A 26380-nucleotide genomic window follows, 5' to 3' on the forward strand; every position below is an offset into this window, starting at 1 on the left:
GCTGTTGAAGAAGGTTAAGCGGTGTTGAAAGCAAGTGATGGGATGGGTTGTATGATGGGTCATAAGGTGCGTACCAATGTCAATGCGCAATCATCAGCCATCAGCGCTTTGTTAATTGCCTCGGTGAGTATATCGGGTGCGACCTTAACTGCCTGTAGTCCGTCATCGACTAAGCCATCCACAACCTCACAATCGGCTTCGACCACCGCTTCGAGCGCTAATGGCAATCATGCCAGTAATACCGATGCGACGCCAAATGCAAGTATTGCGAGTACAACTGCAGCAGTGCCCAATCAACTCACGATTTACACCTCCATTGACAAAGCGGCGCTTGAGCCGTTATTAACTAGCTATGCTAAGCAAGTCAATGTGCCGATTCATATCGTGCAAGATGAGCCAATGTCAATTTTGGCACGGTTAAAAGCAGAAGGTGGCAATAGCCCTGCAGATGTGATTTTGACTGAAGATGCGGGTATTTTTAGTATCGCAGTCAAAGAGGGACTGTTACAACCCTTTAATGCCGAAAAAGCAGTGGCGCATGTCCCAGAGCGTTACCGCGATCCTGATGGCAATTGGATTGCGTTATCTAGCTACGCGCGTACCGCGGTGTACGATAGTCGTGTACTCCATAGCAATGATATCTCAAGCTATGCCGACTTGTCGAAACCAAAATGGTCACAAAAACTGTGCCTAAGCCAAGGCAAATACATCCCTAATCAATCACTGGTGGTCAATCTCATCAATAATCTGGGCGATAAACGCACCCAAGAAGTGATGCAAGGCTGGCTTGCCAATCTAAGTGTACCTGTGCTACTTGATGACAATGAAGTGCTAAAAGCCATAGAAAGCGGCAAATGCCAAATCGGTCTGGTTAACAGCAACCACTACGGACGCTATCTACAAGCGCATCCCGATACCCCGATTAAAATCAAATGGATCAATAAGGGCTACGGCGGCGTCAGTACCAACATCACAGCGGTGGCTATTCCCCATGCCGCCAAGCATACCGAGTTGGCGCTAGGGCTGATTGAATGGCTGGCTGCCAAAGATCAGCAATCACTGTATGCCAGTTTAAGTAATACCTTTCCGATTGACCCCAATGCCGAAGCCTCAGTATTACTCAAGTCTTGGGGGGATATCGAAGTTAGCCCGATACCTGTCAGACTGTATGGCGAAAGACAAGCGCTGGCAGTTGATTTAATGCAGCAAGCAGGTTATTACTAATTAGCTTTGCTCACCAAAAAATGCAAATAACGCCCAAGCCATTTGTAAGGGTCTTGTCCGCTATAGGCAACTTCCATCTCAATCACCGCTTGTGGATTGGTATGTCCACCACGCTTGAGCGGTGAGTAATCATGAAACACCCGTAACCCTGAAGTGTGCAAGATTTGGTAGTAATGGTCATTAATCCAAGCAAGCACCTCATCTTTTGCCACCGGGTGATTGGGCGTCAAACTGCCATTATCGGCTTTAAAATCTTTGTTATGTAGTAGATTAAAATTGCCCATCACCAAGTTACGATACACAAAGCTGGCAGGGTTATAAAAACACAGCGATAGCACCCCTTTTTCAGCCCTGTCATCGACAAGCCACCGATCAAAAAAATCCATAATCAGTTTGGGCTCAGCCAACCACTCAAGCACCGCATGGCACAGAATCAAATCGTATTTGCCCGTTAATTTATCATCCAATTGCTGATAAGGGCAGGTATGCCAGGTGATATTTTGTGCCGCCTCGCCTGCGTTTTGTTTGGCAATCTCAAGCATATTGGCGGAGATGTCATTGATGGTGACGTCATGTCCGTCTTTGGCAAGCTCAATACTGATTTGCGCCAAGCCTGCACCAACATCCAATACGCGAAGGGGGCGGTTGTGTGTCTGTTGCCAGGATTTTACCCAGCCAAAGATATCATGGCGCAGCACGGCAAGGCGAATTTGACCTTTTAAGCCGCCGTAAATTTTTTTTTCAAAATGCGCGCTGATGTCATCAAAATTGCGGTCTTGGTTCATCATACAAGATTTTTCAGTCCGCGCTGTTTTTCGCGTTGATAGTCACGCTCTTTTAAGGTGGCGCGTTTATCGTGCAGTTTTTTACCTTTAGCAAGGGCAATTTCGCATTTGACGCGTCCATGACTCCAGTACACTTTAAGCGCCACACAGGTATGACCTTTTTGGTTGACCATGCCAAAGAGCTTATCAATCTCGCGGCGGTGTAGTAGCAGCTTACGGGTGCGAAGGGGGTCAGCGACAATGTGAGTCGATGCCGATAGCAGCGGCTGAATGTGCGCGCCAAACAAAAAGGCTTCACCATCTTTAAAAATCACATAGCTTTCGGTGATACGCATTTTACCGGCACGGATGGATTTGACTTCCCAGCCGAGTAGCTCAAGCCCTGCTTCAAAGCTTTCTTCAATAAAGTATTCGTGACGCGCTTTTTTGTTGCTAGCAATCAGGCTAGGCATTTTTGGTTTTTTAGTCATTTAGGTTTCCTTGCTGCAACATCGCGGACGTACCCAATGCTGCACAGCGTGTTTTAATCATGTTATTGCCATAATCTTATTACAAGAGTCGTGCTACATAAATCAGTATGACAAGCCGTTTAATATGGCGATAAATCCTAATAAATCAATTCTTGGGTTTTGATTACTAAGTTTAATTTTTTGATTATGGGGCTTTGGACTGCTAAGTTTTTGATTGCTAGGCTTTACCCTAAATTTTAATTAGGCTTTGGGTAAAAGGCTGCAAAGCTGTCATGATAACACGCTAAACACAAATTGATAGTGAGATTTGATTGTTAATTGGGGTCAAATTTTGCTAGGATTAGCAACAAACTAGCAATCTTTGTTTTAATCATATTGTTAGCACCAAATAGCGCATTATTTATCATAAAGAGACAGCCATGTCAGCAGCCAGCCAGCCATTTGCCACCCCTTATACTAAAATTATCTATCCGGGTACATTTGACCCGATTACCAAAGGGCACCTTGATTTGATTAAGCGCGCTTGCCGCCTGTTTGATGAGGTGATTGTCGCGGTGGCGATTGGGCATCATAAAAAACCGTTATTTACTTTAGAGGAACGGATTGGATTGGTAGAAAAAGCCTGTCATGATAAAGGCTTGAGCAATATATCTGTGATTGGCTTTGATGGGTTGTTAGTGGATTTGGCAAAGAATCAACAAGCCACAGGTGTGCTCCGTGGATTGCGGGCAATGTCAGATTTTGAGTATGAATTCCAGCTCGCTAATCTCAATCGTGAACTAGACCCAAACTTTGAAGCGGTGTTTTTAACCCCATCGCAGCAATATTCTTTTATCTCCTCAACGCTGGTGCGCGAAATTGGCAAGTTAGATGGTGATGTCAGTAAATTTGTACCGCCGTGTGTCGAAGAAGCATTTGAACGAAAAAAACAACAGGGTTGGTAAGTCGTGGTAAAATAAACGTTTCTTGGTAAATGTTTTAAAAGCTATGGCATTAATAATCACTGATGAATGTATCAACTGCGATGTCTGCGAGCCCCTTTGCCCCAACGATGCGATTTATGTGGGCGAGTTGATTTATGAAATTGACCCTGCGCTGTGTACCGAGTGTGTCGGTCATTTTGATGAGCCGCAGTGTTCGCTGTTTTGTCCCGTACCTAATTGTATCCCCAAAGATCCCAACTATCTGGAGACGCCAGCGCAGTTGCTGCTCAAATTTGAGCGCCTCACCCAAACTAAAACCAGTCAATAAATTTTCACGACCGCTATTTTTCACAACGTCGATTTTTAACAACGCTATTGTAGATAAGGAATGTCTATGCCCGCCAATAAAGCTGAACTGAGTGCTTTTCTGAAGCAATCTTTCCCCCAAGCCAACTGCCATATCGAATCGGTTGGTAACGGTCAAGCCATTGTGTCGCATCCTATTGGTGACGATGAGTTACGACCCGGTGGCACGGTATCAGGGCCTGTGATGATGAAAGTGGCTGATGTTGCGCTATATGTGGCTATTTTGGGCGAAATCGGTATCGTACCATTGGCAGTGACCACCAATCTTAATGTGTCTTTTCTGCGAAAACCCTCTGCACAAGCCAACCTTATCGCCAAATGCCAGCTTATCAAAGTCGGGCGCACGCTTGCAGTAGGCGATGTATTGATTTATTCAGAAGGTGATGACAGACCTGTAGCGCATGCAGTCGGTACATATGCGTTGCCTGCTGACCGTGACTAAATAGATAAAGCCTGTTATAATGCTTGCCTTGGCAGACCAGACGAACGCTGTACCGCAAGATTTTATCAAGCGGTAGGGAGGAAAGTCCGGGCTACACAGGGCAGAGTGCCAGCTAACGGCTGGGGGGCGTAAGCCTACGACAAGTGCAGCAGAGAGTAGACCGCCTTAGCAATAAGGTAAGGGTGAAAGGGTGGGGTAAGAGCCCACCGCATGACTGGTAACAGCTCATGGCAAGGTAAACTCCACTCGTAGCAAGACCAAATAGGTGTCCGTATGGCGTTGCCCGCGTTGGACACGGGTAGGTTGCTTGAGCGTATTGGTAACGATACGCCTAGATGAATGTTCGTCCTAGACAGAACCCGGCTTATCGGTTTGCCATGCTTATTTTAATCAGCCTATTGTTATCAATAGGTTTTTTATTTTTGTGGACGACAATTATACCGTTTTAACTTGCTGATTATTACAAAGCGTGAAGCTGTCTTAATCTCCTGATTTAGCAGATTTGACATTAGCCACTAACCTTGAAACGGCAGGGTGAAATTTCGAATACGCATAAAGCGTTTACTAAACAGTGACTTGATAGGTTTTTGCGGCGTGATGTAAGTGATTCTTTGCTCTGACATGATATCAATTAGCTTGACGACTTCTTGCATGCCCCAACTATACACATCAAATGATTCTATAAAAGCATGGTGTTTAAAGAGATAGGAATGCTTGGATAAATCAAAACAACCCATAAACCAGTTGTTAAATACGGCGTTTGAAATATAGCCTTGACCAATGATTTTGATATGGGTGTGGCGATTATCTTGTTTTAAAGCATGCAGCAAGTTTGCACACGCTAACTCATCGCCTTCAAAATACTGAAAAAACTTACCGGCATCGTACAGCAAAAAACCAGTGATACCAGAGCTGGTATTGTTTTTGATAGATTGGTTCAGAATGTGGGTAAATGTATGTTGATTCAACGCCGCAGTCAGCGTTATCTCACTACAATAAGCCATAAAGTATTTTTGTGACATCCCAACAGTCCTTGGTAAGTGGTACGTGAATATGAATTCCAAATAATTGCTATTATCTGCTACAGCCGCTTGCAACATTATATAAATTTGCAAATTAAAATAGTCATGATAGTCAATATTAGAAAAAATACCAATTACATTTGTGTTGTAATACTAAAATATATCCTATATTTGACCCATATCATCAGCGAAAAAAAACCGCGTGAATCAGCGGCTTATTAACCCAAAAGCAACCCAAAAACCACTCAGAAACATAAGTAACGCAAAAGCTACTTCAAGGATGACGGCTGATGAGGGTGCCAACACCTTTATCAGTAAAGACCTCTAGCAAAGTCGCATGCGGGACACGACCATCGACAATCACCGCACTTTTTACCCCGTTTTTTACCGCTTCTAGTGCATAGCTGATTTTTGGAATCATGCCGCCAGAGATAGTGCCATCGGCAATCATCTCATCCACCTTGCTTGGGGTAAGTCCAGTGGCAACATTGCCTTCTTTATCAAGCACCCCTTTGATGTTGGTGAGTAAAATCAGTTTTTCCGCGAGCATGAACTCAGCGACTTTCCCCGCCACCACATCGGCATTGATATTGTAAGTATTGCCTTCATCATCCACGCCAAGCGGTGCGATGACAGGAATAAAGTTAGAGGCAATCATCAAATCAATCACATCGCGATTGATGCTGACCACATCACCCACAAATCCCAAATCAATTTGTTGTTGGTTGCCTTGTTCATCCGTTTTGGTCATCGGTAATTTTTTAGCGCGAATGAGACTGGCATCTTTACCCGTTAAGCCAATAGCACGACCACCGTGTTTGTTGATGAGATTGACGATAGATTTGTTGACGCTACCACCCAGTACCATTTCCACCACATCCATGGTGGCTTTATCGGTCACTCGCATGCCATCAATGCGGTCAGAGCTGCGCCCCAATTCTTTAAGCAAGTTATCGACTTGTGGACCGCCGCCATGGACAACTACGGGATGAATGCCTACGGTTTTTAGCATGACGATATCTCTGGCAAAAGAACTCTCTAATATCGGATCAGTCATGGCATTGCCGCCGTATTTGACCACCATCACTTTACCTTCAAAACGCTGGATGTAGGGTAGTGCTTCGGTCAATACGTCAGCGGTATGCATGGCCTGCTCAAGATCTAATGCCATTTCAAATCCTTATATAATTTTGCTAGAGACGTTTTTTAAAATGCGTTTTTAACAGCGGTGTTTATACAGGCTGAATTTGTGCGACTTGTTCGGCAAGGTTGTCATCAATCGTACGGCATAAGTCAACAAAAATAGATTGAATATGCCGCAGCTCAGCAACGTCATTGGCAGAAAAACGCACGGTCAAAAAACTGCCCGTATTTGACTTGCGTAAAATACCAAATCCCTCCGCAAAATCCAAGCGCAACCCATCAATCGTATTGACATTTTTGACCGCAAATGAGGATTTTAACCGTTTAAACGGCTTTTTCCCCAGTGCCGTGATACGGGCAATCACGGTTTGACCATAATGATTATCAGCGATAGGTAGGTACATATCCGCCGTACTAATGCAAGTGGGCAAACTTGCTAGAATATCGTTAAGGCTGATAGGTTGATGGCTCAGCCAATTGAGCAAGCGGGCAGCTGCGTACATGGCGTCGTCATGTAGCACAAAATAGCCATCGTTAAAAATAAAATGCCCTGATAACTCACCTGCAAAAATCGCGTTGTCTGATTTGTTTTGTAACGACTTTCGCATCAAGCTACTGCCAGTTTTGGTCATCATCGGGGTGGCACCATGCGAAGCGATGAGACTGGGTACGTGATGCGAGCATTTGACATCAAAAATGACTTTTTTATCAGTTGATGTATACGTACTGGGCAATTCTTCAATGGCAATGCGAGAGAGTAGATAAAGCAAATTGTCAGGGCTAATCATCTGACCCTGTGCATCAATTACCATCACCCGATCGCCATCGCCATCAAAAGCCAAGCCAATATCTGAGCCTGTAGCTTTGACTGTGTGAGCTAACTGCGTCAAGCGATTGGATTGCGTTGGGTCTGGGTTACCTTGGGGGAAATTGCCATCGGGGGAGGCGTTTAGCATGATGCAATAATAGCCAAGCTGGCTAAATAGAGCCTCTGCAAAATCACTGGTCGCACCATGCATACAGTCGATGACAATTTGCTGTGGGGCATGAAAATAGGTGGTCTGAGTGAGTTTGGCTTGATTGATGTGAGTAAAAGCCTGCTGGATAGCTTGGATATAAGCTGCAAAAAAATCTTTGGGCGTTGAATAGTGGGTTTGCCTGATGGCATCAATAAGCCTGTCATCAGGCACGATGGCTTTGTAGCCAATTAAAGCCTCATAAAGCTGCTGCACATCATCACCGCTTGGCGACTCATGATTGATAAGCCATTTAATGCCATTGATATGTTTTTGCGAATGACTGGCGGTGACCATCAGCCCATTACCGGAAAATTGCTGTGCCATAAATGCCATCATCGGCGTGGTTGTCAATCCCAACCACTGCACTACTAGACCGGCTTGCTGGCAAGCATACGCCATATATTTGGCAATTTCTTGGCTTTGGTGGCGAGCATCGTAGCCGATGACAACCGTAGGTTTGTTCACCGCTAAAGTTGGCGTTGTTGCTGTCGTTTGGTGAGCATAGACAAAAAGCTCAGCAAATACCCTTGCCAATGACCACACAAAATCATCAGTAAATAAGGTGACATCACCACGAATATCGTAAGCTTTAAAAAGGGATTTTTGCGGAAAAAAAGGATGAATAAACAGAGTATTCATAAAAAAAACATCTAACTGATTTTATACTACCAAAATCATAGCATTGAAATTTGGCAAAATAATTAAATACTCTGTTATAAATTGTTAAAAAAAAATGAGAAAACGGTAACAATTAATGGGTTCCCGTTGAGCCAAAGCCGCCTTCACCGCGTACACTGATATCAGAAAACTCCGCTACAATCTCAAAAGTCGGACGCGCAATCGGCACGACCAAGTACTGCGCCATTTTCTCGCTAGGTTGTAACACATAATCGGTTTGACTACGGTTCCAGATAGAGACCATTAATTCGCCTTGGTAATCCGCATCAATCACACCCGTCAGATTACCCAGTACAATGCCATGCTTATGTCCCAGCCCTGAGCGCGGCATGATAAAACCGACATAATCCGGGTCTTGGATGTAGATGGCGAGTCCTGTACCAATCAACTGGCTTTCACCAGCTTTTATGGTGATAGGCTCATCGATACAAGCGCGCAAATCTATACCCGCCGAGCCGTCTGTCGCCCGATGAGGTAGGGGAAATTTATCATCATTACCAATTTTAGGGCTTAAAATCTTGACTTGTACTTGCTTCATGCTTACCAACTTATCTTGAATTTATAAAAAATTGTAAAAAACCCCTATATTATAAACCTAAATGGCACGATACTGAGCGAATACCAAAGTAAGTTTTCTTAAACAAAAAAAGTAACCAAAAAAAAGAGCAGCCATAAGCTACTCTTTTTTCTTCAGTCCTCATCTATCAATTCAATTAGAATTTATAGTGAGCACCGACAGTGACTAAGTCTGTATCAACTGAAACATTATTTGTTACGTCAACTGAAGGCAGACGCGTATATTCAGCTTCTACAGATGCATTTGGTGAAAGGTTATAACCTAAGCCGACACCACCTGCTACACCCGACTTGTCATATTTATCATCACCAAAATCAACTTGGGTTTGCGCAATACCTAATTTACCTTTGGCATAAACATTCGATGCTGGAAATTGGTATTTATAAGTACCATATAAACCCGCCGTGTTAGTGCTAATTTCACCTCTTTTCGTACTGCTATATTTTAGATCTTCTTTTGAAGAATCCACATATTCTACTTCTGCACCAAAGTTAGGGGTAAAGTTATAGCCTGCATATACACCATAAGCTGTTTGATTGTCAGCATCAAAACGGTCAGCATCAGTATTAAATTGACCCGCTTTTACACCGACATAGGGTTGACCGGTGTAGCCAACAGTATTGGTTTGGTAAAGTGCAGCATTTGCACCTGCAGTCACAACTGTACCTGCAATTAAAGCTAAAAGGGTTTTATTTAAAGTTTTCATCGTCTTCTCCTTCAGAAGTTTTTTGAAAAGTATCACAACAAGCCATGTAAAATTATTAGTTAAGTTAATTTGAATCTGTGGAATTCAAATATTGCCCTGCTTGTTTTGTTAAAGCCATCATAGCAAAATAAATTTAGATTACTGTCTGTGTTTAACAGGTCGGACGTTAAGTTATGAAATGAAATTTGCCAAAAAGGTAACTAAGCTACCTATTTGAAATTTTTTGTTACATCTCCTATCAAACACCTGTTTCCCAAGAAATATTTAGTTACATTTACTTGAGTGATTGGGTCAAATCTTTGTCATACAGGCTGTTTTGCAATAAAAAAAGGGCTTAAAGTTACCTTTTTGCCCTTTTTTTTACGCTCTTTCTGCTATGCCGTTTTTTTTATCAATTAATTATTTGGCGGCTTTGCTTTTGAGTAACGCCTGAATATTGGCCAAATAATCCTCTGCGGTTTTCTTGGGTTGGTGCGCTGCCACTGATTTTTTCATACCAGGAGCATCGATATGTTCCGTCGGCAACTCGTCGATAAATCGGCTAGGGGTGGTGGTTTTCATTTGCCCGCCTGCACGGCGCTGTGCAGCCATCGTCATGGTAAGCTCTTTACGGGCACGGGTAATCCCCACGTACATCAAACGTCGTTCTTCCTCGATGGATTCAGCAATAATGGAGTTTTTATGCGGTAATAGTTCTTCTTCAAGTCCCATGATATAGACATAATCAAACTCAAGCCCTTTAGCGGCGTGTAGCGTCATCAGATTGACTTTATTGGTATTTTCTTCTTCCTGCTGCTGCTCAAGCATATCAAGTAGCACAAGCTTACGAATGACTGCATCAATGGTGCGATCATCGTCATCATCCGCGCGGTTAATCAAGTTTTGGATACTGGCGTATAGGGTTTCGATATTATCAATACGAATTTTTTCTTGCTGTGGCGTTTTTGCTTCGCTTCGTACCAAATCAATATAGCCAGTTTCATCAATCATTTGCTTAACCAGCGGCACAGGGTCGGGATGCTGGTATAGCTCTTGGGTGTAACGCTCAATAAAATCAGCAAATTCTTTAAGCTCACCACTGGCTTTTTTGGGTAACACATGCGTCAGTCCACTATGACCACTTGCCATCAAGAGCGAGACTTGGTGTTCTTGGGCAAATAGTCCGAGCTTTTCAAGACTGGCAGGTCCAAGCCCACGTTTTGGGGTATTGATAATGCGTAAAAAGGCACTGTCGTCTTCAGGATTTAGAATCAAGCGCAAATAGCTCATAATGTCTTTGATTTCACTACGGGCAAAGAACGACGTGCCGCCCGATAACTTATAAGGAATTTGCAGCTGACGTAGCTGGGCTTCCAACATACGCGCTTGAAAATTACTACGATACAGTACCGCATAATCTTGCCAGTCATTGGCATTGCGAAGTTTGTGAGTGATAATTTCTTTGGCAACGCGCTCTGCTTCATCATCATCGTTACGACAATTGATGATGCGAATCAGCTCGCCATGCCCTTTATCTGACCATAATTTTTTTTCAAATAAATGCTCATTATTGGTAATCACTGAGTTGGCAGCGTGCAAAATACGCGACGTAGAGCGATAGTTTTGCTCAAGTTTAACCACTTTTAATTTGGGAAAATCCTCTTGCAGCAGTGCCATGTTTTCAGGTTTTGCCCCACGCCACGCATAGATGGATTGGTCATCATCACCCACCACCGTAAAACGCGGCTGCACGCCAACGAGCAGTTTAATCAATTCATATTGCGCGGTATTGGTGTCTTGGTATTCATCTACCAATAGATAGCGTATGCGATTTTGCCATTTGTCACGTACTTGGGTATTTTCTTGCAATAGCCGTGTCGGCATCACAATTAAGTCATCAAAATCCACCGCATTGTAGGCACGTAGGTTACGCTCGTAGAGTTGATACAGCGTTGCAAATAGCATATCTTCAGGGTCGGTCAGCGTATCCGCTGCTTTTTCAGGCGGGACTAGGTCATTTTTCCAATCCGAAATCATTTTGATAGCTTTACCGACCAATTCACGGCTCTCGGCACCGCTCATGTTGTCCCGTACCATCAAATCCATCAACAGCCGCTTGCTATCTTCGGCGTCCATGATGGAAAAATTGCCTTTAAGCGGGGTATGCAATAACTCGTAACGTAAAAATTGCAAGCCAAACTGGTGAAAAGTCGAGACAGTTAAGCCTTTGGTTTTATCACTTGGCAATAATTTTTGCACACGGGCTTTCATCTCGCGAGCCGCTTTATTGGTAAAGGTGACCGCGGTAATACGCTCGGCTGGCATTTGACATTCTTCAATCAGATAAGCGATTTTACGAGTAATCACCGATGTCTTACCCGAACCTGCACCTGCCAGTACCAGCAAGGGTCCAGAGACATATTGCATGGCTTCTTGTTGGCGAGGGTTTAATTGGCTCATAGTCGCTTCCACCGTTAATAAAAGTTGCTCAGTAAAAAATGGACAATCGACTATTATAGTCTAAAGCGCAAAAGATAAGGGCATAGTTGACGGTAAAATTTTAAGAATTAATCCGTGCAATAATCCATAAGCCGGTGGTCGTCAATGACTGCCATAAAAAAAAGATGCGGGATCGCATCTTCTGTTGATTTAATTTTCTGTTAATTGAATTGATAACAATGTATTAATTATGGGTAGAAAATACCACCTGTTGGCTCGGCTGATTTAAGGTACTAACAACCGCATCAGTCGGACTTATTGATGGCTGAGTATCTGTTGTCAAATTAGCAGAAAGTTTAAAGCTGAGTGCCAAAAATAACATCATAGCCACTGCCATCATGGCGTTTTTAATTGGGCTATTAGCAATCGAACTATTAGAAATTGGTGCATTACTCATCATCTTATCCTCGATTAATTAGCTAACAGATACCACTCTCGTCTTTTATTTGTTATTAACCCCATTATCTGCTTATTTTTTTCAAAAATATAATGCCAAAAAGTAATCAATTATTGCAAAACGCTAAAAATGACGCCAAAAAAGGCTCGTCCAAAATTAGTAAGCCAAAATTAGTAAGCTTAGCCAATAGGGGTAAATAAGAGTGTGTATTTTTGCTTTAGCTTTTTTACTTTAACTTATTGTGCATGAAATTGAGGGATAAACTAAGTTTCTATTTAGTAAATAAATGGGTAAAAAAATAATAAAAGTTAGCAGATTTGTTAGTGTCTATGACATTAAGTAACTTTTTATCACGCTTGTTAGCGCGCTCGATGGCTTTAAGTTAACGAGTGTAACATCACAAAAAAGGCGACACTGATGTAAAAACCAGTGTCGCCTTTAGTTTTAATCAAACTTTAGAACGTTATTGATTGAGCTTTTGGGCTGCTGTCATTGCAAAATAAGTTAAGATACCGTCGGCACCTGCACGGCGAAACCCTAACAGCGATTCCAAAATAACGTCCTCGCTTAACCAGCCGTTTTGTATCGCTGCCATGTGCATGGCATATTCACCTGATACTTGATACGCATAAGTCGGTACGCCAAACGTGTCTTTGACCTCGCGTACCAAATCAAGGTAAGGTTGACCTGGTTTTACCATGACCATGTCCGCGCCTTCTTGGATGTCGAGGGCGACTTCATGCAGGGCTTCGGCGCGATTACCAAAATCCATTTGGTATTGTTTTTTGTGTCCGCCTTTAAGGTTGCCTGCACTGCCAACGGCATCACGAAACGGTCCATAATACGCAGACGCGTATTTGGCAGAATACGCCATAATGGCGGTATTAATGAAATTTTCTCCATCCAACGCTTGGCGTAGCGCGGCAATACGACCATCCATCATATCGCTTGGTGAGATGATATCCGCGCCTGCACGGGCATGGCTCAGGGCTTGTTTGGCGAGGATGTCAACGGTGATGTCATTGAGCACGTAGCCATTGTCATCGACAATACCGTCTTGACCATGGGTGGTATAGGGGTCGAGTGCCACATCAGTCATCACCACCATCTCTGGCACAGCATCTTTAATCGCTTTGATAGCAGTGCAGGCAAGGCCGTTCTCATCATAGGCGTGTTCAGCCTGTAGCGATTTAAGGCTTGGGCTAATGACAGGGAATAAATCAATGGTGGTCACGCCGAGACTAAGTAATTGCTTAGCATACTCGATTAGCAAGTCCACGCTCAAACGCTCAACGCCTGGCATGCTTGCTACGGCTTGGCGCTGCTGTTTACCCTCAATGACAAACACGGGCGCAATCAGATGCTTGGGTTCAATGCTGGTTTCTTGCACCATGGCGCGGATATTATCGTTGTAACGTAGGCGACGTAAGCGAGTATTGGGGAATGAACGGTTAAAAATATAACTCATGAAGACCTCTTATTATCGAGTGAAGCTTATTATCAAGTAACGTTATCAAGTAACGCAGAAATTGTATAAGGCTAAATAAGCAAAATTTGCTAGAATGATAATTTTTTAAAAAGCTATCTTACCACAATCTACTTACGCATGGAGGGCACCGTGAGTTTAAACCCTGTAAATGCCAATCAATTAGCCGCTCAGTCATCGACTGACAGCACTAATATGACTGACACGACGTCTAAAGAAAATGACGAGCATTCTGATTTGGCAAACGAGTCGCAACTGCAGCTCAATGAAGACAGTGAGCATCACGCCATCAGCAAACCTAGTATTGATGTGCTAGGGCAGCAGCTCGCTAACATCATGTCGCAAAGCCCGTTTGTGGCGCATACCTTTACTACCTATCATTATGAAGATGGCAAAGTATATGGTAAGGTCAAGTCCAATCCCGCCCTCATCGGCAATCCAAATTTTGAGATTTTGCATGGCGGTATGACGGCGACGCTATTAGATACCATAGGCGGGCTTGAAGGGATGCTTGAAATCTATCGTCGTGACCAAGGCACATTTGAAGAGCAGACCAAAAAAATCAAACGCATGGCAACCGTCGATTTGCGTGTTGATTATCTAGCCCCTGGGCGCGGTCATGAGTTTATGGTCACAGCCGAAGTGATTCGTATGGGACGCAAAGGCTGCACCACGCGGATGATGTTGGTCAATGATGAAGGAAAACTCATCGCGCATGGCATCGCCAGTTATGCGTTTTAAAGCAGCCATTCATAGTAAAAAACCCACAGTGATGTGGGTTTTTTACTATAACAGCTTATACCTAATCTAAGAAGGCGTGAGCTCTAATGTATTAGGGTTGAACGGTGGTTGTAGTGGTGGTTTTAGTAGTCACTTGGGCAGGCTGATGGGCTACATCAGTAATTTTTTGCTGGGCATTGTTGGCAACCTGTGACAACTTGGTGCTGAAATTTGTATGTTTTTCTATGGGTGTGTCAAGCGGCACATCGCGACTCACCCCGCCACCTAAAACTTGGTATAGCTGAATTTGACTGAGTAATTGCGACTGCTTGGTATTTAGGATATTTTGTTGGCTGCTATAAATCGAACGCTGCGCATCTAATACGCCCAAATAATTGTCTAAACCTGCTTTGAAGCGGGCTTGAACAATTTGATAGTATTTTTGGTTGGCAGCGAGCGACTGGTTGTACGCGGTCAACTGCTGATTTAATGTTGCGCGATTGGCAAATACGTCATTGACTTCTTTAAAAGCGGTTTGAATCGCTTTTTCATAAGTATTTAGCGCTTGTTGTTGCTCGATTTCACTCACTTGGTAGTTGGCTTTACGTAGACCTGCATCAAAAATCGGTAAGCTCACGCTCGGTCCAAAACCCCAGCTAAATGCGCCTGTTTTAAACAAATCGCCTAAGCTTGAACTGGCAGCACCCACATTGCCTGATAGGCTAATGGTTGGATAAAACGCAGCGCGCGCGGCGTTAATATTTGCCCCTGCGGCTTTTAAGTTATATTCCGCTTGACGCAAATCAGGACGATACAATAACAAATCACTGGGTAAGCCCGTGCCAAAAATACGATTATTGGTGATGCTACTAATGCCCGCAGCGGGTAGCAGGCTATTATCCACAGGGGCGCCTACTAGGTAGCGTAAGGCATTTTGGTTGGTCAACAAATTGGTTTGTGCTTGGGCGATAGCCACTTTGGCAGCTTCAACCGCCGCTTGTGCTTGTACGCTACTTAGCTGCGAATCAAGACCTGCTTTAAAACGCAGCTGGTTAATGCGAAGTGAATCTTGGCGCGTGGCTAAGGTTTGTTTGGCAAGTTGCAGTTGTGCCAGACTATAGCTGTATGCCACATAGCTTTGTGCAATGTTACTAATCAAGCTAATTTGCGCGGCATCTTTGGCAGCAGTGGTGGCAAGATAGTTTTGTAAGGCGGCATCTTTGAGGCTAGCAATACGTCCCCAAAAGTCAAACTCGTAACTTGACATGGCTAGTCCAACATTATAAGTGTTGGCAGCATTGCCCTTAAAATCACCTGCACGATTTACATTGGCAGATGAATTGATAGTAGGCACATCTGCGATGTCTTGAATTTGATACTGCGCGCGGGCTTTTTGAATCGCCAAAATCGTGGCACTGATGTCTTTGTTGTTGTCTAACCCCAATTGAATCAGTTGTTTTAGCTTGGCATCGCTATAAAAATCCTGCCAACGCTGAGCCGCGATACTCGGCTGACTGGTGCCGCTGACGGTCTGACTGTCATAGGTTTCATAAGGCTGATTAATTGCGATATGCGGCTGTGCTACGACAGGCTCAGTTTTGGCTTTTGGAATGGTTTGACAAGCGCTGAGCGATAGTAGGGTGGCTACTATAGCGGTCAGGGGTACTAGGCGAAAGGTAGAATCCATATAACTTACCTGTATCAACATAATGTGTTTGTTATTGTAAAAGATTAAATGGGTAAAATGTTTACCCATTTATGTCTTATTGATGGTTTGATGGTGAACCGCCATCAGGCTTATAGAGGCTCACCTGTGTTGGCTGAGTGACAGCGACAGGTTCAGCGGCATTAGGTGAGTAAGGTGATACGGGTTGTAAGTCACCATTATTGCCGTCATTGGGGTCATGCGGTTTGTTACCTTTAATCAGTGAGCGTATCCACACATAGAACATTGGGATAAAGAACACCCCTAGGATAGTTGCACTGACCACACCGCCTAACACACTCGTACCAATCGCATTTTGGCTACCTGAGCCTGCGCCTGTTGCCAAGAATAAGGGTACCACGCCAATACCAAACGCCAATGATGTCATAATAATCGGGCGTAAGCGTTGGCGAGCAGCGACCGTAACCGAGTCATATAGATTATGTCCCAAATCTTGTCGTTCTTTGGCAAATTCAATAATCAAAATCGCATTTTTGGCTGATAAACCCACAACGGTCAGCAGACCCACTTGCAAATAAATATCGTTTGAAAGCCCACGTAAACCCGTAAACAGTGCAGCACCTAATACCCCAAGTGGCACAACAAGTAGCACTGCAAAGGGAATGGACCAGCTTTCATACAGTGCAGCTAAACATAAGAACACCACTAAAATCGAAATGGCGTACAGCATGGGTGCTTGGGCGCCAGATTTTTTCTCTTCTAAGGATAAACCTGTCCATTCGTAACTGATGCCTTTTGGCAGTTTGGCAATCATTTGCTCCATTGCTGCCATCGCTTGACCGGTACTAAGTCCCGGCGCTGCGTTACCTTGCAAGTTCATTGATGACAAACTGTTGTAACGCGTAAGGGTCGGCGAGCCATACTGCCATTCACCGGTAGCAAATGAGCTAAACGGAACCATCTGATTGTCACTGTTACGTACATACCATTTGTTGATGTCCTCTGGGGTGGTACGGCTCTCAGCTTCACCTTGCATATACACTTTTTTGATACGACCACGATCCATAAAGTCATTGACGTAGCTACCACCCCAAGCGGTACTAAGAACACTATTAATCACGCTCGGCGCGACACCCATAGCCGCAGCAGAATCATAATTGACGTTGACTTTGTATTGGGGTGAATCTTCTTGTCCATTTGGACGCACGCCACTGACTTGTTTATTTTGCGCCGCCATGCCCAGTAGCATGTTACGGGCTTGCAATAAGCCTTCGTGACCTAAGTTGCCTGAGTCTTGTAGCTGCAGATCAAAACCCGTTGCCGTACCCAAACCTTGAATAGCAGGCGGTGAAATGGCATATACTTGGGCTTCATTGACTTGGGTCATAAAATAACCCATGGCGCGTTTGGCAATCGATTGTGCGGTATTTTCTTTACCAGGGCGCTCATCCCAATCTTTTAAGCGCACAAATGCCAATCCCATGTTTTGCCCTTGACCGGCAAAACTAAAGCCATTGACCGTAAATACAGACTGCACAAGGTCTTTTTCTTGGGTTTTATAATAGGCGTTGACCTTTTCGATAACCGCTTGCGTTTGATTTTGGGTACTACCGGCAGGCAGTTGCACCAATGTCAACAGCACACCTTGGTCTTCTTCGGGAATAAATGAACTTGGAATACGGGTAAATAAGAACACCAATGCCACAATCACCAACGCATAAGGAATCATATACAGCCAGCGCATTTTGATACTGCGACCCACAAATTTTTCATAGCCTTTACTAAGACGCATAAACATACGGTTAAATGCGCCAAAGAAACCGGTCTGATGCCCGCTGTGTTTGTCATGGGCTTTAGTGCGTTTGAGGATAGTCGCACATAGGGCAGGGGTGAAAATCAAGGCAACTAAGGCGGATAGTACCATACTGCTGATGAGTGTCACTGAGAACTGGCGATAAATCACCCCAGTTGAGCCGCCAAAGAATGCCATCGGTAAAAATACCGCCGACAAAATCAAGGCAATACCAATCACCACTTTACTGATTTCGCGCATCGATTCACGGGTGGCTTCCAGTGGCGTCATGTCTGGATTTTCTTCCAGCAAACGCTCAACGTTTTCCACCACGACAATCGCGTCGTCGACTAATAGACCGATTGATAATACCATGGCAAACAGCGTCAACACATTGATGCTATAGCCAAATGCGTACAAAATACCAAACGTACCTAGTAGTACCACAGGTACTGCCAACGTAGGAATAATCGTTGCGCGCCAGCTTTGTAAAAACAAAAACATCACTAAGAATACCAGCGCAATCGCTTCAGCAAGTGTTCTGACTACTTCCTCAATCGACAAACGTACAAACGGCGTGGTGTCATAGGCAACCGAGGCTTTTAAGCCCGCAGGAAAATTAGGTTCAAGCTCTTTAAGTTTGGCTTCTACGGCGTTACGTGTGCTCAAAGCATTGGCGCCAGATGACAGTGAGATACCGATACCTGCCGCATCCTTGCCATTGTAGCGGGCAATTTCGCTGTAGCTTTCACTACCAATTTCCACTTTGGCGACATCGCCCAAGCGAATTTTCGCGCCATTTGTATTACTTTTAAGTAAAATATTACGAAATTGCTCTGGGGTTTGTAAGTAACTTTGCACAGTCACGGTGGCATTAATGACTTGACGGGCTTCGTCAGTCGGCATTTGTCCTAGCTGACCGGCTGATACTTGCGCGTTTTGCGCTTGAATTGCGCTGGTGATATCCGAGGGTATTAACCCATAGGTACGAAGTTTTTCAGGGTCTAACCAAATACGCATGGCATACGCAGAGCCAAACACGTTGACGTTACCGACACCATCGACACGGCTGAGCTGGTCGACCACGTTGGAGTTGAGATAATCGGCAATATCGGCACGATCCATACTGCCATCTTCGGATGTCATAGCCAGTACCATCAAGAAGCCACTCGTGGACTTATTGACGTTGACCCCCATGCGCTGCACCATCTCTGGCAGCGAACTCATGGCAGATTGCAGTTTGTTTTGGACTTGGACTTGCGCTGTATCAGGATCTGTACCATTTTCAAAGGTTAAGGTAATTTGCGCAGACCCACTTGATGATGAACTTGAGGACATATACATCAATCCATCAAGCCCTTTCATTTTTTGCTCAATCACCTGCGTGACAGAGTCCTCAATGGTTTGGGCAGAGGCACCTGGGTAGGTTGCTGAGATACTAATGGTAGGTGGGGCAATACGTGGGTACTGCTCAATCGGTAATTTAAAAAGTGCCAAGATACCCATCAGCATGATGAGCATGGCAATCACCCAAGCAAAGATGGGTCTATCAATAAAAAAACGTGACATGATATCTCCCGTGCTTATGGTTGCGCAGTTTTGGCGGTAGTTGAGCTATTTGTTACGGTCGTTTTGGTGGTCGTCGTGGTAGAAGCATTGGTCGGCACTGCGGTTGAGGCTGATGTAGACGCCACATATGGCATGGCTTTGACTTGTTGATCTGGTTTGACTTTGGCGCCGCCCACCATCACCACTTGCTCACCTTGTTTTAGACCGCTAGTGACAATCCATTGACCTTGGTGGGTACCTTGAACCGTAACTGGGCGTACTTGGATTTTATTATTGGCGTCAACCACATACACGGTTGATTCACCTTTGGCTGTACGATTAATGGCACTTTGTGGCAATAATACAGCATTGTTGATAATACCTTGAATCAACTGGGCATTCACCATCATCCCTGGCAACAGCACAAAGTTATCATTGCTAAATACCGCGCGCAGATTGACCGTGCCTGTGGTACTATCCACTTTAGCTTCTTCAAAGCGAAGTTGCCCCACCATCGGGTAGGTTGAGCCATCGGCGAGCTCTAACTGAACCTGTGTGGTACGCGGTGTGCTAAGTTTACCAGCCGCAAATTGCTGACGAAGCGCCAATAACTCGGCGGATGATTGACTGATATCGACATAAATTGGATTGAGTTGCGAGACGGTTACCATCTGCGTCGTGTCCGCAGTGACAAGCGCACCGACATTGACATTTGAGCGACTGGTGATACCACTGATAGGCGCTTTAACCACAGTACGGCTCACGGTGAGCTGATTGCTATTGACTGATTGCTGTGCGCCGCGAGCCGCTGCTTGGGCGGCATCAATATTGGCTTGTGCCACCCCGACTTGCGCCTGCGCATTTTTAACCGCTGCTTGAGCGGTACGCACGGCGGTTGCCCCTTGGTCATATTCTTGACTGGAGATAGCTTCAGTACCACGTAGCTGTTTTAGACGGTTTAAATTGGTTTGAGCCAGCGCAAGTTCGGCTTGGCGGGTTTCTAGCCGCGCTAAGGCGTCATTATAGTTGGCTTTTGCGGTATTGACATTAGCAAGGCTTTGGTCAAGGCTTGCGCGACTAGCGGCAAGTGCACTGGAGTAGCTATCATTATTGATTTGATATAACGGCTGATTTTGTTTGACAAAAGTGCCTTCACGAAACAACTGGCGCTCAATAATACCTGATACTTGCGGCTTAACGGTGGCTTCTTGATAGGCGACAACTTTACCTGATAACTCTTTGGTAAGTGGAATCGTTTGGAATGTTACAGGTTTTACATTGACTATCGTGGGTGGCATTTGCGCCTGTGCACCTGCTGCACCGCCGCCACTTTGTTGCTGGGCAGCTGTGTCTGACTTATTACACCCGATTAATAAGCTACAACTCGCTAATGACACCATGAACCACACTGGGTATCTCATACCAACCTCATAAAAAATAGGGAATCTTTGAAAAAATATTATAAAATAAATGCGACATTGTTGTCGCAATATTTACAATAAGACACAAAACATTAGGATGACTAAAGGATAGCTACATTACTACCTAGTGATCGGCAGCGGTTATTTTAAAAAAAAATCTGTAATTGGGAAACCAACAATATTAAACAAAGTAAGTGTTTAAGCAACAATTATTGCCTATTTGTATACATAAAAATTTTAAAATTTCAAAGCCATTGATAGATTTTTTTAATAAGGAAACATTTCCCCATGACTTTAAGTCGTAACAAGTCACCTGATTTACGTGTTGTCAAAACCCATAAAGCCATCCGTGAAGCCTTTATTATATTGTTGTCCGAGCAGGAGTACAACGATATCGCTATCCAAGCAATTTTGGAGCGCGCCAAAGTCAATCGTGCTACTTTTTATAAATACTACAGTGGTAAGGGTGATTTGGCAGGGCAGATGATTGATGATTTCAAGCAGGAAGTCAGCCAGCTATTTCAAGACAGGCTCAATGCCGATAGTCAAATGCTGCAAATGATTATGGAAAACCATTCACAAAAGCTCTTTGAACGCCGCCAAGAGATGCTTGCCCTGTGGAAAATCCGCACCCAACACCACAATCTTTATCATGATATGTTTTTGATGGGTAAACAAAACTTTATTGAACTGGCTAAAAAACAAAAGGCGACAGATTATTTAACGGCGGAGGCGATTGATTACCAAGCCACCATGATGGCAACTATCTTTATGGCAAGTTTTAAATACTATTTTGAAAAAGATTTGCCAATCCCAGCCGATTTAAAGGTTGAATGGGAGCAAATGCTTATCATCACAATGAGTTAATTTTCGCATCACAATCAATTGATTGGCGCATTGTAACTAAAATGCGCGATAAACTGGCTTGCCAGTTTTTCTATGAGCGCAAGTGGCATATCGTGACCGAGCTCATCAATGAGTATCAATTGACTGTGCGCAATGTGCTTGGCAAGCGAATAGGCATGACTAAATGGAATGAGTTTGTCTTGTTTGCCATGAATGATGAGGGTGGGCTGGTGGATTTGTTTGTCAATATCGACCAGTGACCCCGTCGCCAAAATCGCCAGTAACTGCCGCTGCGTACCTTTTGGGTAAAAACGCCGTTTAAATAGTTTTTTAGCTTTGCTGAACGCCGCTTGTTCATCAAAGTAATCGGGGCTGGCGATGGTCTTGATGGTCTGCACGAACTGCTGGGTCAATGCGTCAGTATCTTGGCTTTTGGGTAGTGGCTGGGTAAAGGCCCTGATGGCTTCAATGGCGGGTGGGCGCGAAAAGGGTCGATTGTTACTGGTGGATAATAGTCCCAATTTTTCTACTTGGTGTGGATAACGCACCGCCATGATTTGCGCAATCATACCGCCCATTGATTGACCAATCACAAAGTATTTTTTGATACCCAACATTTTGAGCAGTTGATAGGCATCTTCTGCCATATCGTACAAATCATACGGAGTTTGCAGGTTTTTAAGCGGTAAACCCAGTCCGAATCTGCCCAGTAATTTGGCTTTATAAATGGGCGAATCATGAGCAGGAGTTAGTTTTTTGTGCTTAAGTTTGCTGGATTTGCCTATGTCGCGATTGTCAAATCGCACCACCCGAAATCCAGCATTGATTAACGCATAGCAAAATTCATTGGGCCATACCAAGCTTTGCGCGCCTAAGCCCATAATCAGTACGATGGTAGGGTGGGTAGGGTCGCCACCGACTTCAACGTAGAATTTATACTTTGGGGTATGCACCTTGGCGGCCTGCATAAACTCCGCGTGTTTGGAAGGTCGGAATTTAATGTTGGGGGTGGCAGGTGATTGAAGGGTGTCTAATACCGATTGCGCTTGAATTTCTTTGGTTTTTTCTTTGATAAGTTGTTGTTTGATATCTGGTAATAAAGTGGGCATAGCATCAGACATACAGCATCCATAATTAAAAAGCTAACAATCAAAAAGCCATCAATCATAAAACTATTAATCAAAAAGCTATCAAAAAATTAGCAAACTTGTATGACGATTTAATGACGTATGGTTTACCACGCATCGAATTGGACATCAAACTGATTACCACCCAGCCCTGATTAAAAATTAATAAAGCCGTTGGCTGGCAAGCGTCATCAAATCGAGTAAACCTTGACGGTATCGTGAATCTGGTAAGGTCAGTACGGCTTGTCTAGCAATCTCGCTTTCTTGCATTGCTTTGTCACGACAATACGCCAGTGCACCACTGGTTTTGACAATCTCAATAATCTCGCCTGTGTCTTGCACTTCCCCTGTCTGAATGGCAATCCGTAATTTTTCATGCGTATCACCCGTGGTCATTTCAAGCGCTTTAATCAGCGGCAAGGTGGGCTTGCCTTCAGCGATATCATCACCCACGTTTTTGCCGAGCACCTCACTATCACCGACAAAATCGAGCACGTCATCAATGATTTGGAAGGCATTACCAAAGTGCTGACCAAATTTGGCGAAGGCGTCATTGTATTCAGGGCGATTTTCCAAAATAGCCACGCCTTGACTTGCCATCATAAATAGCCGAGAGGTTTTACCGTCAATGATTTTCATATAATCAGCTTCGGTGGCTTTGGGGTCATGCTGATGTTGTAGCTGCAATACTTCCCCTTCAGCGATATCACAAGTGCCATCTGAGAATAACTGCAATAACGGCAACGAGCCAAAACCCACCAAAAGATTAAATGAACGGGCAATCAGATAGTCACCCACCAATACAGCCGTTGCATTATCCCACGTTGCATTCGCGGTCGGCTTACCACGGCGCATACCTGACGCATCAATCACATCATCATGTACTAACGTTGCGGTATGCAGCATTTCAGTGATTGCGCCCAGATGCATGGCAGCTTGTGAGGGCTGATCGTTACAAATACGTGAGCAAAGTAGCGAAATAAGCGGGCGCATACGCTTGCCACCTGCGTTGATGACATGCTGACTCACCGACATGACCAGTTTGACTTTTGAGCTTAGACTGCCATACACCTGCTTGTCCATAATCTCGAAATCGTCAGCGATAATAGATTGAATCTGCTGATAGGTGACAGGCGTGCTGTTACTGTCTTTGGTAACCGCATTGATAGCAGTGGATGTAGGATTTAATTGTTCATTGTCTAGCATAGGTTGGCTCAAAGCTTGGAGTGAAAATTCGTGAAATTTGGCGTGTGGTGAAAGTCGGCAAAATCATACCATACTGCCGTTTTTTGTGTAAGTTATTGCTCTGTATTTTTATTGGCGACTTGTATTACTGGGCGTCCATGGCGTTGAGAAATGCGCAATAATTTATCAGCCAAAATCGCACCCGCATCCGTGAAGTTTTACTTGATTTTAAACACTAAAAACGTTAAAATCGCGACCTTATATTTCCCTGTGTATCCGTCGTAGAAGTGTTATCGCCCTTGGTAGCCACGGTGTACGGGTTTATTGGAGCAACCAAGATGTATGCAGTAATCAAAAGTGGTGGTAAACAACATCGCGTCGTTCAAGATGAATTTTTAAAAGTTGAATTACTAAAAGCTGAAAAAGGCGATACCATCAAAATTGAAGACGTTTTAATGGTCGTTGATGGCAGCGATATCAAAATTGGTCAACCTGTGGTTGCCGGTGCAGTGGTCGAAGCTGAAGTAGTAGAACATGGTCGTGGCGAGAAAGTACGTATTGTCAAACACAAACGTCGTAAACACTATCATAAAGAACAAGGTCACCGTCAATGGTATACTTTGTTAAAAATCAAAGCAATCACTGCTTAATTGACTATTTCAAACACATTAATCTCTAGGAGACATCGACATGGCACATAAAAAAGCCGCAGGTTCTACCCGTAACGGTCGTGATTCAAACCCAAAAATGCTTGGCGTAAAAATCTTTGGCGGTCAACAAGTTGTTGCTGGTAACATCATTGTACGTCAACGTGGTACAGAATTTCACGCAGGTGAAGGTGTAGGTATGGGTCGTGACCATACATTATTTGCTTTAACTGACGGCGTGGTAAAATTTGCCGTTAAAGGTAAATTCAATCGTCGCTACGTATTTGTTGAAGGCGCAGCTGAATAATCACTCAGCTTGTTGTTAAACAAATTAACCCAATAAGTCGCACTTATTGGGTTTTTTATTGTTGGTAGTCAAGCATCTTAACGATTTTTAGATAGTCTTCAATGGCTTGGTATTACCAAGCCAGTGCCAAACCAGTACATAGTCAAAACTTTCTTATCGCTCAGCTATTGTTACATTTGTTACAACTTCAACAACAATCATTGCATGGGGCGTCTAGTAGGGTAAGAAAAATTTAGCGACAATATCTGTCAGCGAATTTAGCTTAACTTGTTAATTTTTAATTTATTGATTAGCCTGTTGGGCTAATATTATTTTTGAATACTTTTTATAAACTTTTAACAATTTTTATTGAATGAGGAACCTACTATGACAACATCTACCAATAAAATTATCAATAAATTAGCCAAGGCTACATTATCAGCACTATTGATTACCAGTATGCCGATGACAGTCGCCATGCAATCAGCCAATGCCGCTGTAGCCAATTCAGCAACTGCGGCAAAAAACTTAAACAACCTACTTAAAAATGTCAAAAGCATGACAGCCAATTTTAGTCAAACCACCTCTGGCACGGGTGGCAAGGGCTTAAGTAAAGCATCAAAGAATTTCTCAGGTACTATGGCGGTGCAACGTCCAAACCAGTTTCGTTGGCAGATTGATGGTACAGCGTCGCAACTGATTGTTGCCAATGGCAATACGCTTTGGGTGTACGATAAAGACTTAAATCAAGCGACCAAGCAAAGCGTGAGCAATCAAGTAGGGGATACCCCAGCACTGATTTTGTCAGGTGACCCAAGCAAAATCGCCAATAGTTTTAATGTGACCCAGCCGATTGCCTCAAAAAATTATTATGTGCTCTACCCAAAAAGTGGCAATGCCAACTTTAAAAGCTTAGGCATCGCTTTTAATAGCGGTAATCCTGTGATGATGGTATTAAATGATAATTTGGGACAAACCACCACTATTCGATTCTCCAATGTGAAACGCAATGCTTCAATTGCCAGTAATCAATTTAGCTTCACACCACCTAAAGGCGTTGATGTGATTAACCAATAAGTAGTTAACTATTTCATTCAATGAATTGTTTAAATGATTTTTGGCTGACAAACCCTGCTTATGGCAGGGTTTTTTTGCTAAAGTGTTGCTATTTAATTAACGGTTAATTACCGGAAGATTGAAGCCTGCTACTAGCATTTTTTACATAAAATGAGTAAACTATCTGTGTTTTAGCCAGTTAACAGCAATATATAGTTACTTTTGTTAAAATACGCATTTTTATAAAGTGATGTAATGCTACTTTATATTAGGTTTTCATCGTGGTTTTAGCAATATATTTGACTAGCCTGTTTAGTAACTAGCCAATCACTCACCGATTACAATAATGGTCAATGGATGTGCAGCGGGG

General features: G+C 43.8%; 24 protein-coding genes and 1 other RNA gene. 10 read left to right on the top strand and 15 right to left on the bottom strand.

Annotated elements, in window-relative coordinates:
• Positions 1-21: 21 nt before the first annotated feature.
• A complete protein-coding gene (locus AXE82_RS09825) occupies positions 22-1224 on the top strand; it encodes an extracellular solute-binding protein (RefSeq protein ID WP_197931428.1) in 1203 nt (400 codons plus the stop codon).
• Here AXE82_RS09825 and AXE82_RS09830 read toward each other — a convergent pair.
• Both AXE82_RS09830 and smpB read right to left on the bottom strand, forming a co-directional pair.
• Positions 1221-2012 (bottom strand): methyltransferase domain-containing protein, encoded by a 792-nt coding sequence (locus tag AXE82_RS09830; RefSeq protein ID WP_062334214.1) that lies wholly within the window; start codon positions 2010-2012, stop codon positions 1221-1223. The genes AXE82_RS09825 and AXE82_RS09830 overlap by 4 nt on opposite strands.
• On the bottom strand, positions 2009-2479 hold the full coding sequence (gene smpB, locus AXE82_RS09835; protein ID WP_062334217.1) for an SsrA-binding protein SmpB: 471 nt from the start codon (positions 2477-2479) through the stop codon (positions 2009-2011). Before smpB ends, AXE82_RS09830 begins: the two co-directional genes overlap by 4 nt.
• 419 nt (positions 2480-2898) lie before the next feature.
• Here smpB and coaD point away from each other — a divergent pair, with 419 nt between their 5' ends.
• The 4 genes from coaD to rnpB all read left to right on the top strand — a co-directional run bounded on the left by coaD (position 2899) and on the right by rnpB (position 4593).
• On the top strand, positions 2899-3423 hold the full coding sequence (gene coaD, locus AXE82_RS09840) for a pantetheine-phosphate adenylyltransferase (RefSeq protein ID WP_062334220.1): 525 nt from the start codon (positions 2899-2901) through the stop codon (positions 3421-3423).
• A gap of 43 nt (positions 3424-3466) precedes the next feature.
• Entirely contained in the window at positions 3467-3730 is a 264-nt protein-coding gene (locus AXE82_RS09845; protein ID WP_062334223.1) for a YfhL family 4Fe-4S dicluster ferredoxin, read from the top strand.
• 66 nt (positions 3731-3796) lie between these two features.
• Positions 3797-4210, top strand: a complete 414-nt coding sequence (locus AXE82_RS09850; protein WP_007115445.1) for a PaaI family thioesterase — start codon at positions 3797-3799, stop codon at positions 4208-4210.
• 28 nt (positions 4211-4238) lie between these two features.
• An RNA gene (gene rnpB / locus AXE82_RS09855) (RNase P RNA component class A) lies at positions 4239-4593 on the top strand.
• A 132-nt stretch (positions 4594-4725) separates the two neighbouring features.
• On the opposite strand, the gene AXE82_RS09860 is transcribed toward rnpB, so the two are convergent.
• The 8 genes from AXE82_RS09860 to hemB all read right to left on the bottom strand — a co-directional run bounded on the left by AXE82_RS09860 (position 4726) and on the right by hemB (position 13698).
• Positions 4726-5232, bottom strand: coding sequence for a BLUF domain-containing protein (locus AXE82_RS09860; RefSeq protein WP_062334226.1), 507 nt, complete (start codon positions 5230-5232; stop codon positions 4726-4728).
• Positions 5233-5506: 274 nt separating this feature from the next.
• Positions 5507-6403 carry an acetylglutamate kinase gene (argB, locus tag AXE82_RS09865; RefSeq protein ID WP_062334228.1) on the bottom strand — a complete coding sequence of 299 codons (897 nt, stop codon included), beginning with the start codon at positions 6401-6403 and terminating at the stop codon, positions 5507-5509.
• A 61-nt stretch (positions 6404-6464) separates the two neighbouring features.
• On the bottom strand, positions 6465-8033 hold the full coding sequence (locus AXE82_RS09870) for a phosphomannomutase/phosphoglucomutase (RefSeq protein WP_062334230.1): 1569 nt from the start codon (positions 8031-8033) through the stop codon (positions 6465-6467).
• Between the two features lie 112 nt (positions 8034-8145).
• Complete coding sequence (gene dut, locus AXE82_RS09875; protein ID WP_062334233.1) at positions 8146-8610, bottom strand: dUTP diphosphatase; 465 nt, start codon at positions 8608-8610, stop codon at positions 8146-8148.
• Positions 8611-8785: 175 nt separating this feature from the next.
• Complete coding sequence (locus AXE82_RS09880; RefSeq protein ID WP_062334236.1) at positions 8786-9355, bottom strand: porin family protein; 570 nt, start codon at positions 9353-9355, stop codon at positions 8786-8788.
• 399 nt (positions 9356-9754) lie between these two features.
• Positions 9755-11794 (bottom strand): UvrD-helicase domain-containing protein, encoded by a 2040-nt coding sequence (locus AXE82_RS09885; protein WP_062334239.1) that lies wholly within the window; start codon positions 11792-11794, stop codon positions 9755-9757.
• Between the two features lie 223 nt (positions 11795-12017).
• Positions 12018-12230: a hypothetical protein gene (locus AXE82_RS09890; RefSeq protein ID WP_062334242.1), complete on the bottom strand. Its 213-nt coding sequence runs from the start codon at positions 12228-12230 to the stop codon at positions 12018-12020.
• A gap of 463 nt (positions 12231-12693) precedes the next feature.
• Positions 12694-13698: a porphobilinogen synthase gene (gene hemB / locus AXE82_RS09895; protein ID WP_062334245.1), complete on the bottom strand. Its 1005-nt coding sequence runs from the start codon at positions 13696-13698 to the stop codon at positions 12694-12696.
• Between the two features lie 150 nt (positions 13699-13848).
• Between hemB and AXE82_RS09900 the strand changes: the two genes are divergently transcribed.
• Positions 13849-14457, top strand: a complete 609-nt coding sequence (locus AXE82_RS09900; RefSeq protein WP_082741464.1) for a thioesterase family protein — start codon at positions 13849-13851, stop codon at positions 14455-14457.
• Positions 14458-14548: 91 nt separating this feature from the next.
• On the opposite strand, the gene AXE82_RS09905 is transcribed toward AXE82_RS09900, so the two are convergent.
• The 3 genes from AXE82_RS09905 to AXE82_RS09915 all read right to left on the bottom strand — a co-directional run bounded on the left by AXE82_RS09905 (position 14549) and on the right by AXE82_RS09915 (position 20863).
• Positions 14549-16123 (bottom strand): efflux transporter outer membrane subunit, encoded by a 1575-nt coding sequence (locus tag AXE82_RS09905; protein WP_227713356.1) that lies wholly within the window; start codon positions 16121-16123, stop codon positions 14549-14551.
• A 76-nt stretch (positions 16124-16199) separates the two neighbouring features.
• Positions 16200-19463 carry an efflux RND transporter permease subunit gene (locus tag AXE82_RS09910; RefSeq protein ID WP_062334251.1) on the bottom strand — a complete coding sequence of 1088 codons (3264 nt, stop codon included), beginning with the start codon at positions 19461-19463 and terminating at the stop codon, positions 16200-16202.
• A 14-nt stretch (positions 19464-19477) separates the two neighbouring features.
• Positions 19478-20863, bottom strand: a complete 1386-nt coding sequence (locus AXE82_RS09915) for an efflux RND transporter periplasmic adaptor subunit (protein ID WP_197931427.1) — start codon at positions 20861-20863, stop codon at positions 19478-19480.
• Positions 20864-21151: 288 nt separating this feature from the next.
• Here AXE82_RS09915 and AXE82_RS09920 point away from each other — a divergent pair, with 288 nt between their 5' ends.
• Positions 21152-21730 carry a TetR/AcrR family transcriptional regulator gene (locus AXE82_RS09920; RefSeq protein ID WP_062334254.1) on the top strand — a complete coding sequence of 193 codons (579 nt, stop codon included), beginning with the start codon at positions 21152-21154 and terminating at the stop codon, positions 21728-21730.
• A 14-nt stretch (positions 21731-21744) separates the two neighbouring features.
• Here the strand turns inward: AXE82_RS09920 and AXE82_RS09925 are convergent, their stop codons facing one another.
• Together AXE82_RS09925 and AXE82_RS09930 are read right to left on the bottom strand one after the other, a co-directional pair.
• Entirely contained in the window at positions 21745-22830 is a 1086-nt protein-coding gene (locus AXE82_RS09925) for an alpha/beta fold hydrolase (RefSeq protein ID WP_062334257.1), read from the bottom strand.
• A gap of 168 nt (positions 22831-22998) precedes the next feature.
• Positions 22999-23919: a polyprenyl synthetase family protein gene (locus AXE82_RS09930; protein WP_228140554.1), complete on the bottom strand. Its 921-nt coding sequence runs from the start codon at positions 23917-23919 to the stop codon at positions 22999-23001.
• Positions 23920-24359: 440 nt separating this feature from the next.
• Here AXE82_RS09930 and rplU point away from each other — a divergent pair, with 440 nt between their 5' ends.
• From rplU to lolA, 3 genes are all read left to right on the top strand, one after another.
• On the top strand, positions 24360-24671 hold the full coding sequence (gene rplU, locus AXE82_RS09935; RefSeq protein ID WP_062334263.1) for a 50S ribosomal protein L21: 312 nt from the start codon (positions 24360-24362) through the stop codon (positions 24669-24671).
• A gap of 40 nt (positions 24672-24711) precedes the next feature.
• Positions 24712-24975, top strand: a complete 264-nt coding sequence (gene rpmA, locus AXE82_RS09940; RefSeq protein ID WP_036591251.1) for a 50S ribosomal protein L27 — start codon at positions 24712-24714, stop codon at positions 24973-24975.
• Positions 24976-25341: 366 nt separating this feature from the next.
• A complete protein-coding gene (lolA, locus tag AXE82_RS09945; RefSeq protein ID WP_062334266.1) occupies positions 25342-26031 on the top strand; it encodes an outer membrane lipoprotein periplasmic chaperone LolA in 690 nt (229 codons plus the stop codon).
• The last annotated feature ends 349 nt before the right edge of the window (positions 26032-26380 follow it).

Source organism: Moraxella osloensis, from assembly GCF_001553955.1.
GTDB lineage: Bacteria > Pseudomonadota > Gammaproteobacteria > Pseudomonadales > Moraxellaceae > Faucicola > Faucicola osloensis.

Excerpts from the sequence above, each read along its gene's own strand:
- AXE82_RS09860 (WP_062334226.1), bottom strand. The coding sequence starts at position 5,232 with ATGTCACAAAAATACTTTATGGCTTATTGTAGTGAGATAACGCTGACT.
- lolA (WP_062334266.1), top strand. The coding sequence starts at position 25,342 with ATGACAACATCTACCAATAAAATTATCAATAAATTAGCCAAGGCTACA.
- rpmA (WP_036591251.1), top strand. The coding sequence starts at position 24,712 with ATGGCACATAAAAAAGCCGCAGGTTCTACCCGTAACGGTCGTGATTCA.
- AXE82_RS09845 (WP_062334223.1), top strand. The coding sequence starts at position 3,467 with ATGGCATTAATAATCACTGATGAATGTATCAACTGCGATGTCTGCGAG.
- AXE82_RS09850 (WP_007115445.1), top strand. The coding sequence starts at position 3,797 with ATGCCCGCCAATAAAGCTGAACTGAGTGCTTTTCTGAAGCAATCTTTC.
- hemB (WP_062334245.1), bottom strand. The coding sequence starts at position 13,698 with ATGAGTTATATTTTTAACCGTTCATTCCCCAATACTCGCTTACGTCGC.
- AXE82_RS09880 (WP_062334236.1), bottom strand. The coding sequence starts at position 9,355 with ATGAAAACTTTAAATAAAACCCTTTTAGCTTTAATTGCAGGTACAGTT.
- AXE82_RS09905 (WP_227713356.1), bottom strand. The coding sequence starts at position 16,123 with ATGGATTCTACCTTTCGCCTAGTACCCCTGACCGCTATAGTAGCCACC.
- AXE82_RS09920 (WP_062334254.1), top strand. The coding sequence starts at position 21,152 with ATGACTTTAAGTCGTAACAAGTCACCTGATTTACGTGTTGTCAAAACC.
- AXE82_RS09885 (WP_062334239.1), bottom strand. The coding sequence starts at position 11,794 with ATGAGCCAATTAAACCCTCGCCAACAAGAAGCCATGCAATATGTCTCT.
- smpB (WP_062334217.1), bottom strand. The coding sequence starts at position 2,479 with ATGACTAAAAAACCAAAAATGCCTAGCCTGATTGCTAGCAACAAAAAA.
- coaD (WP_062334220.1), top strand. The coding sequence starts at position 2,899 with ATGTCAGCAGCCAGCCAGCCATTTGCCACCCCTTATACTAAAATTATC.
- AXE82_RS09910 (WP_062334251.1), bottom strand. The coding sequence starts at position 19,463 with ATGTCACGTTTTTTTATTGATAGACCCATCTTTGCTTGGGTGATTGCC.
- AXE82_RS09915 (WP_197931427.1), bottom strand. The coding sequence starts at position 20,863 with ATGAGATACCCAGTGTGGTTCATGGTGTCATTAGCGAGTTGTAGCTTA.
- AXE82_RS09870 (WP_062334230.1), bottom strand. The coding sequence starts at position 8,033 with ATGAATACTCTGTTTATTCATCCTTTTTTTCCGCAAAAATCCCTTTTT.
- rplU (WP_062334263.1), top strand. The coding sequence starts at position 24,360 with ATGTATGCAGTAATCAAAAGTGGTGGTAAACAACATCGCGTCGTTCAA.
- AXE82_RS09930 (WP_228140554.1), bottom strand. The coding sequence starts at position 23,919 with ATGGACAAGCAGGTGTATGGCAGTCTAAGCTCAAAAGTCAAACTGGTC.
- argB (WP_062334228.1), bottom strand. The coding sequence starts at position 6,403 with ATGGCATTAGATCTTGAGCAGGCCATGCATACCGCTGACGTATTGACC.
- AXE82_RS09890 (WP_062334242.1), bottom strand. The coding sequence starts at position 12,230 with ATGAGTAATGCACCAATTTCTAATAGTTCGATTGCTAATAGCCCAATT.
- dut (WP_062334233.1), bottom strand. The coding sequence starts at position 8,610 with ATGAAGCAAGTACAAGTCAAGATTTTAAGCCCTAAAATTGGTAATGAT.
- AXE82_RS09925 (WP_062334257.1), bottom strand. The coding sequence starts at position 22,830 with ATGTCTGATGCTATGCCCACTTTATTACCAGATATCAAACAACAACTT.
- AXE82_RS09830 (WP_062334214.1), bottom strand. The coding sequence starts at position 2,012 with ATGATGAACCAAGACCGCAATTTTGATGACATCAGCGCGCATTTTGAA.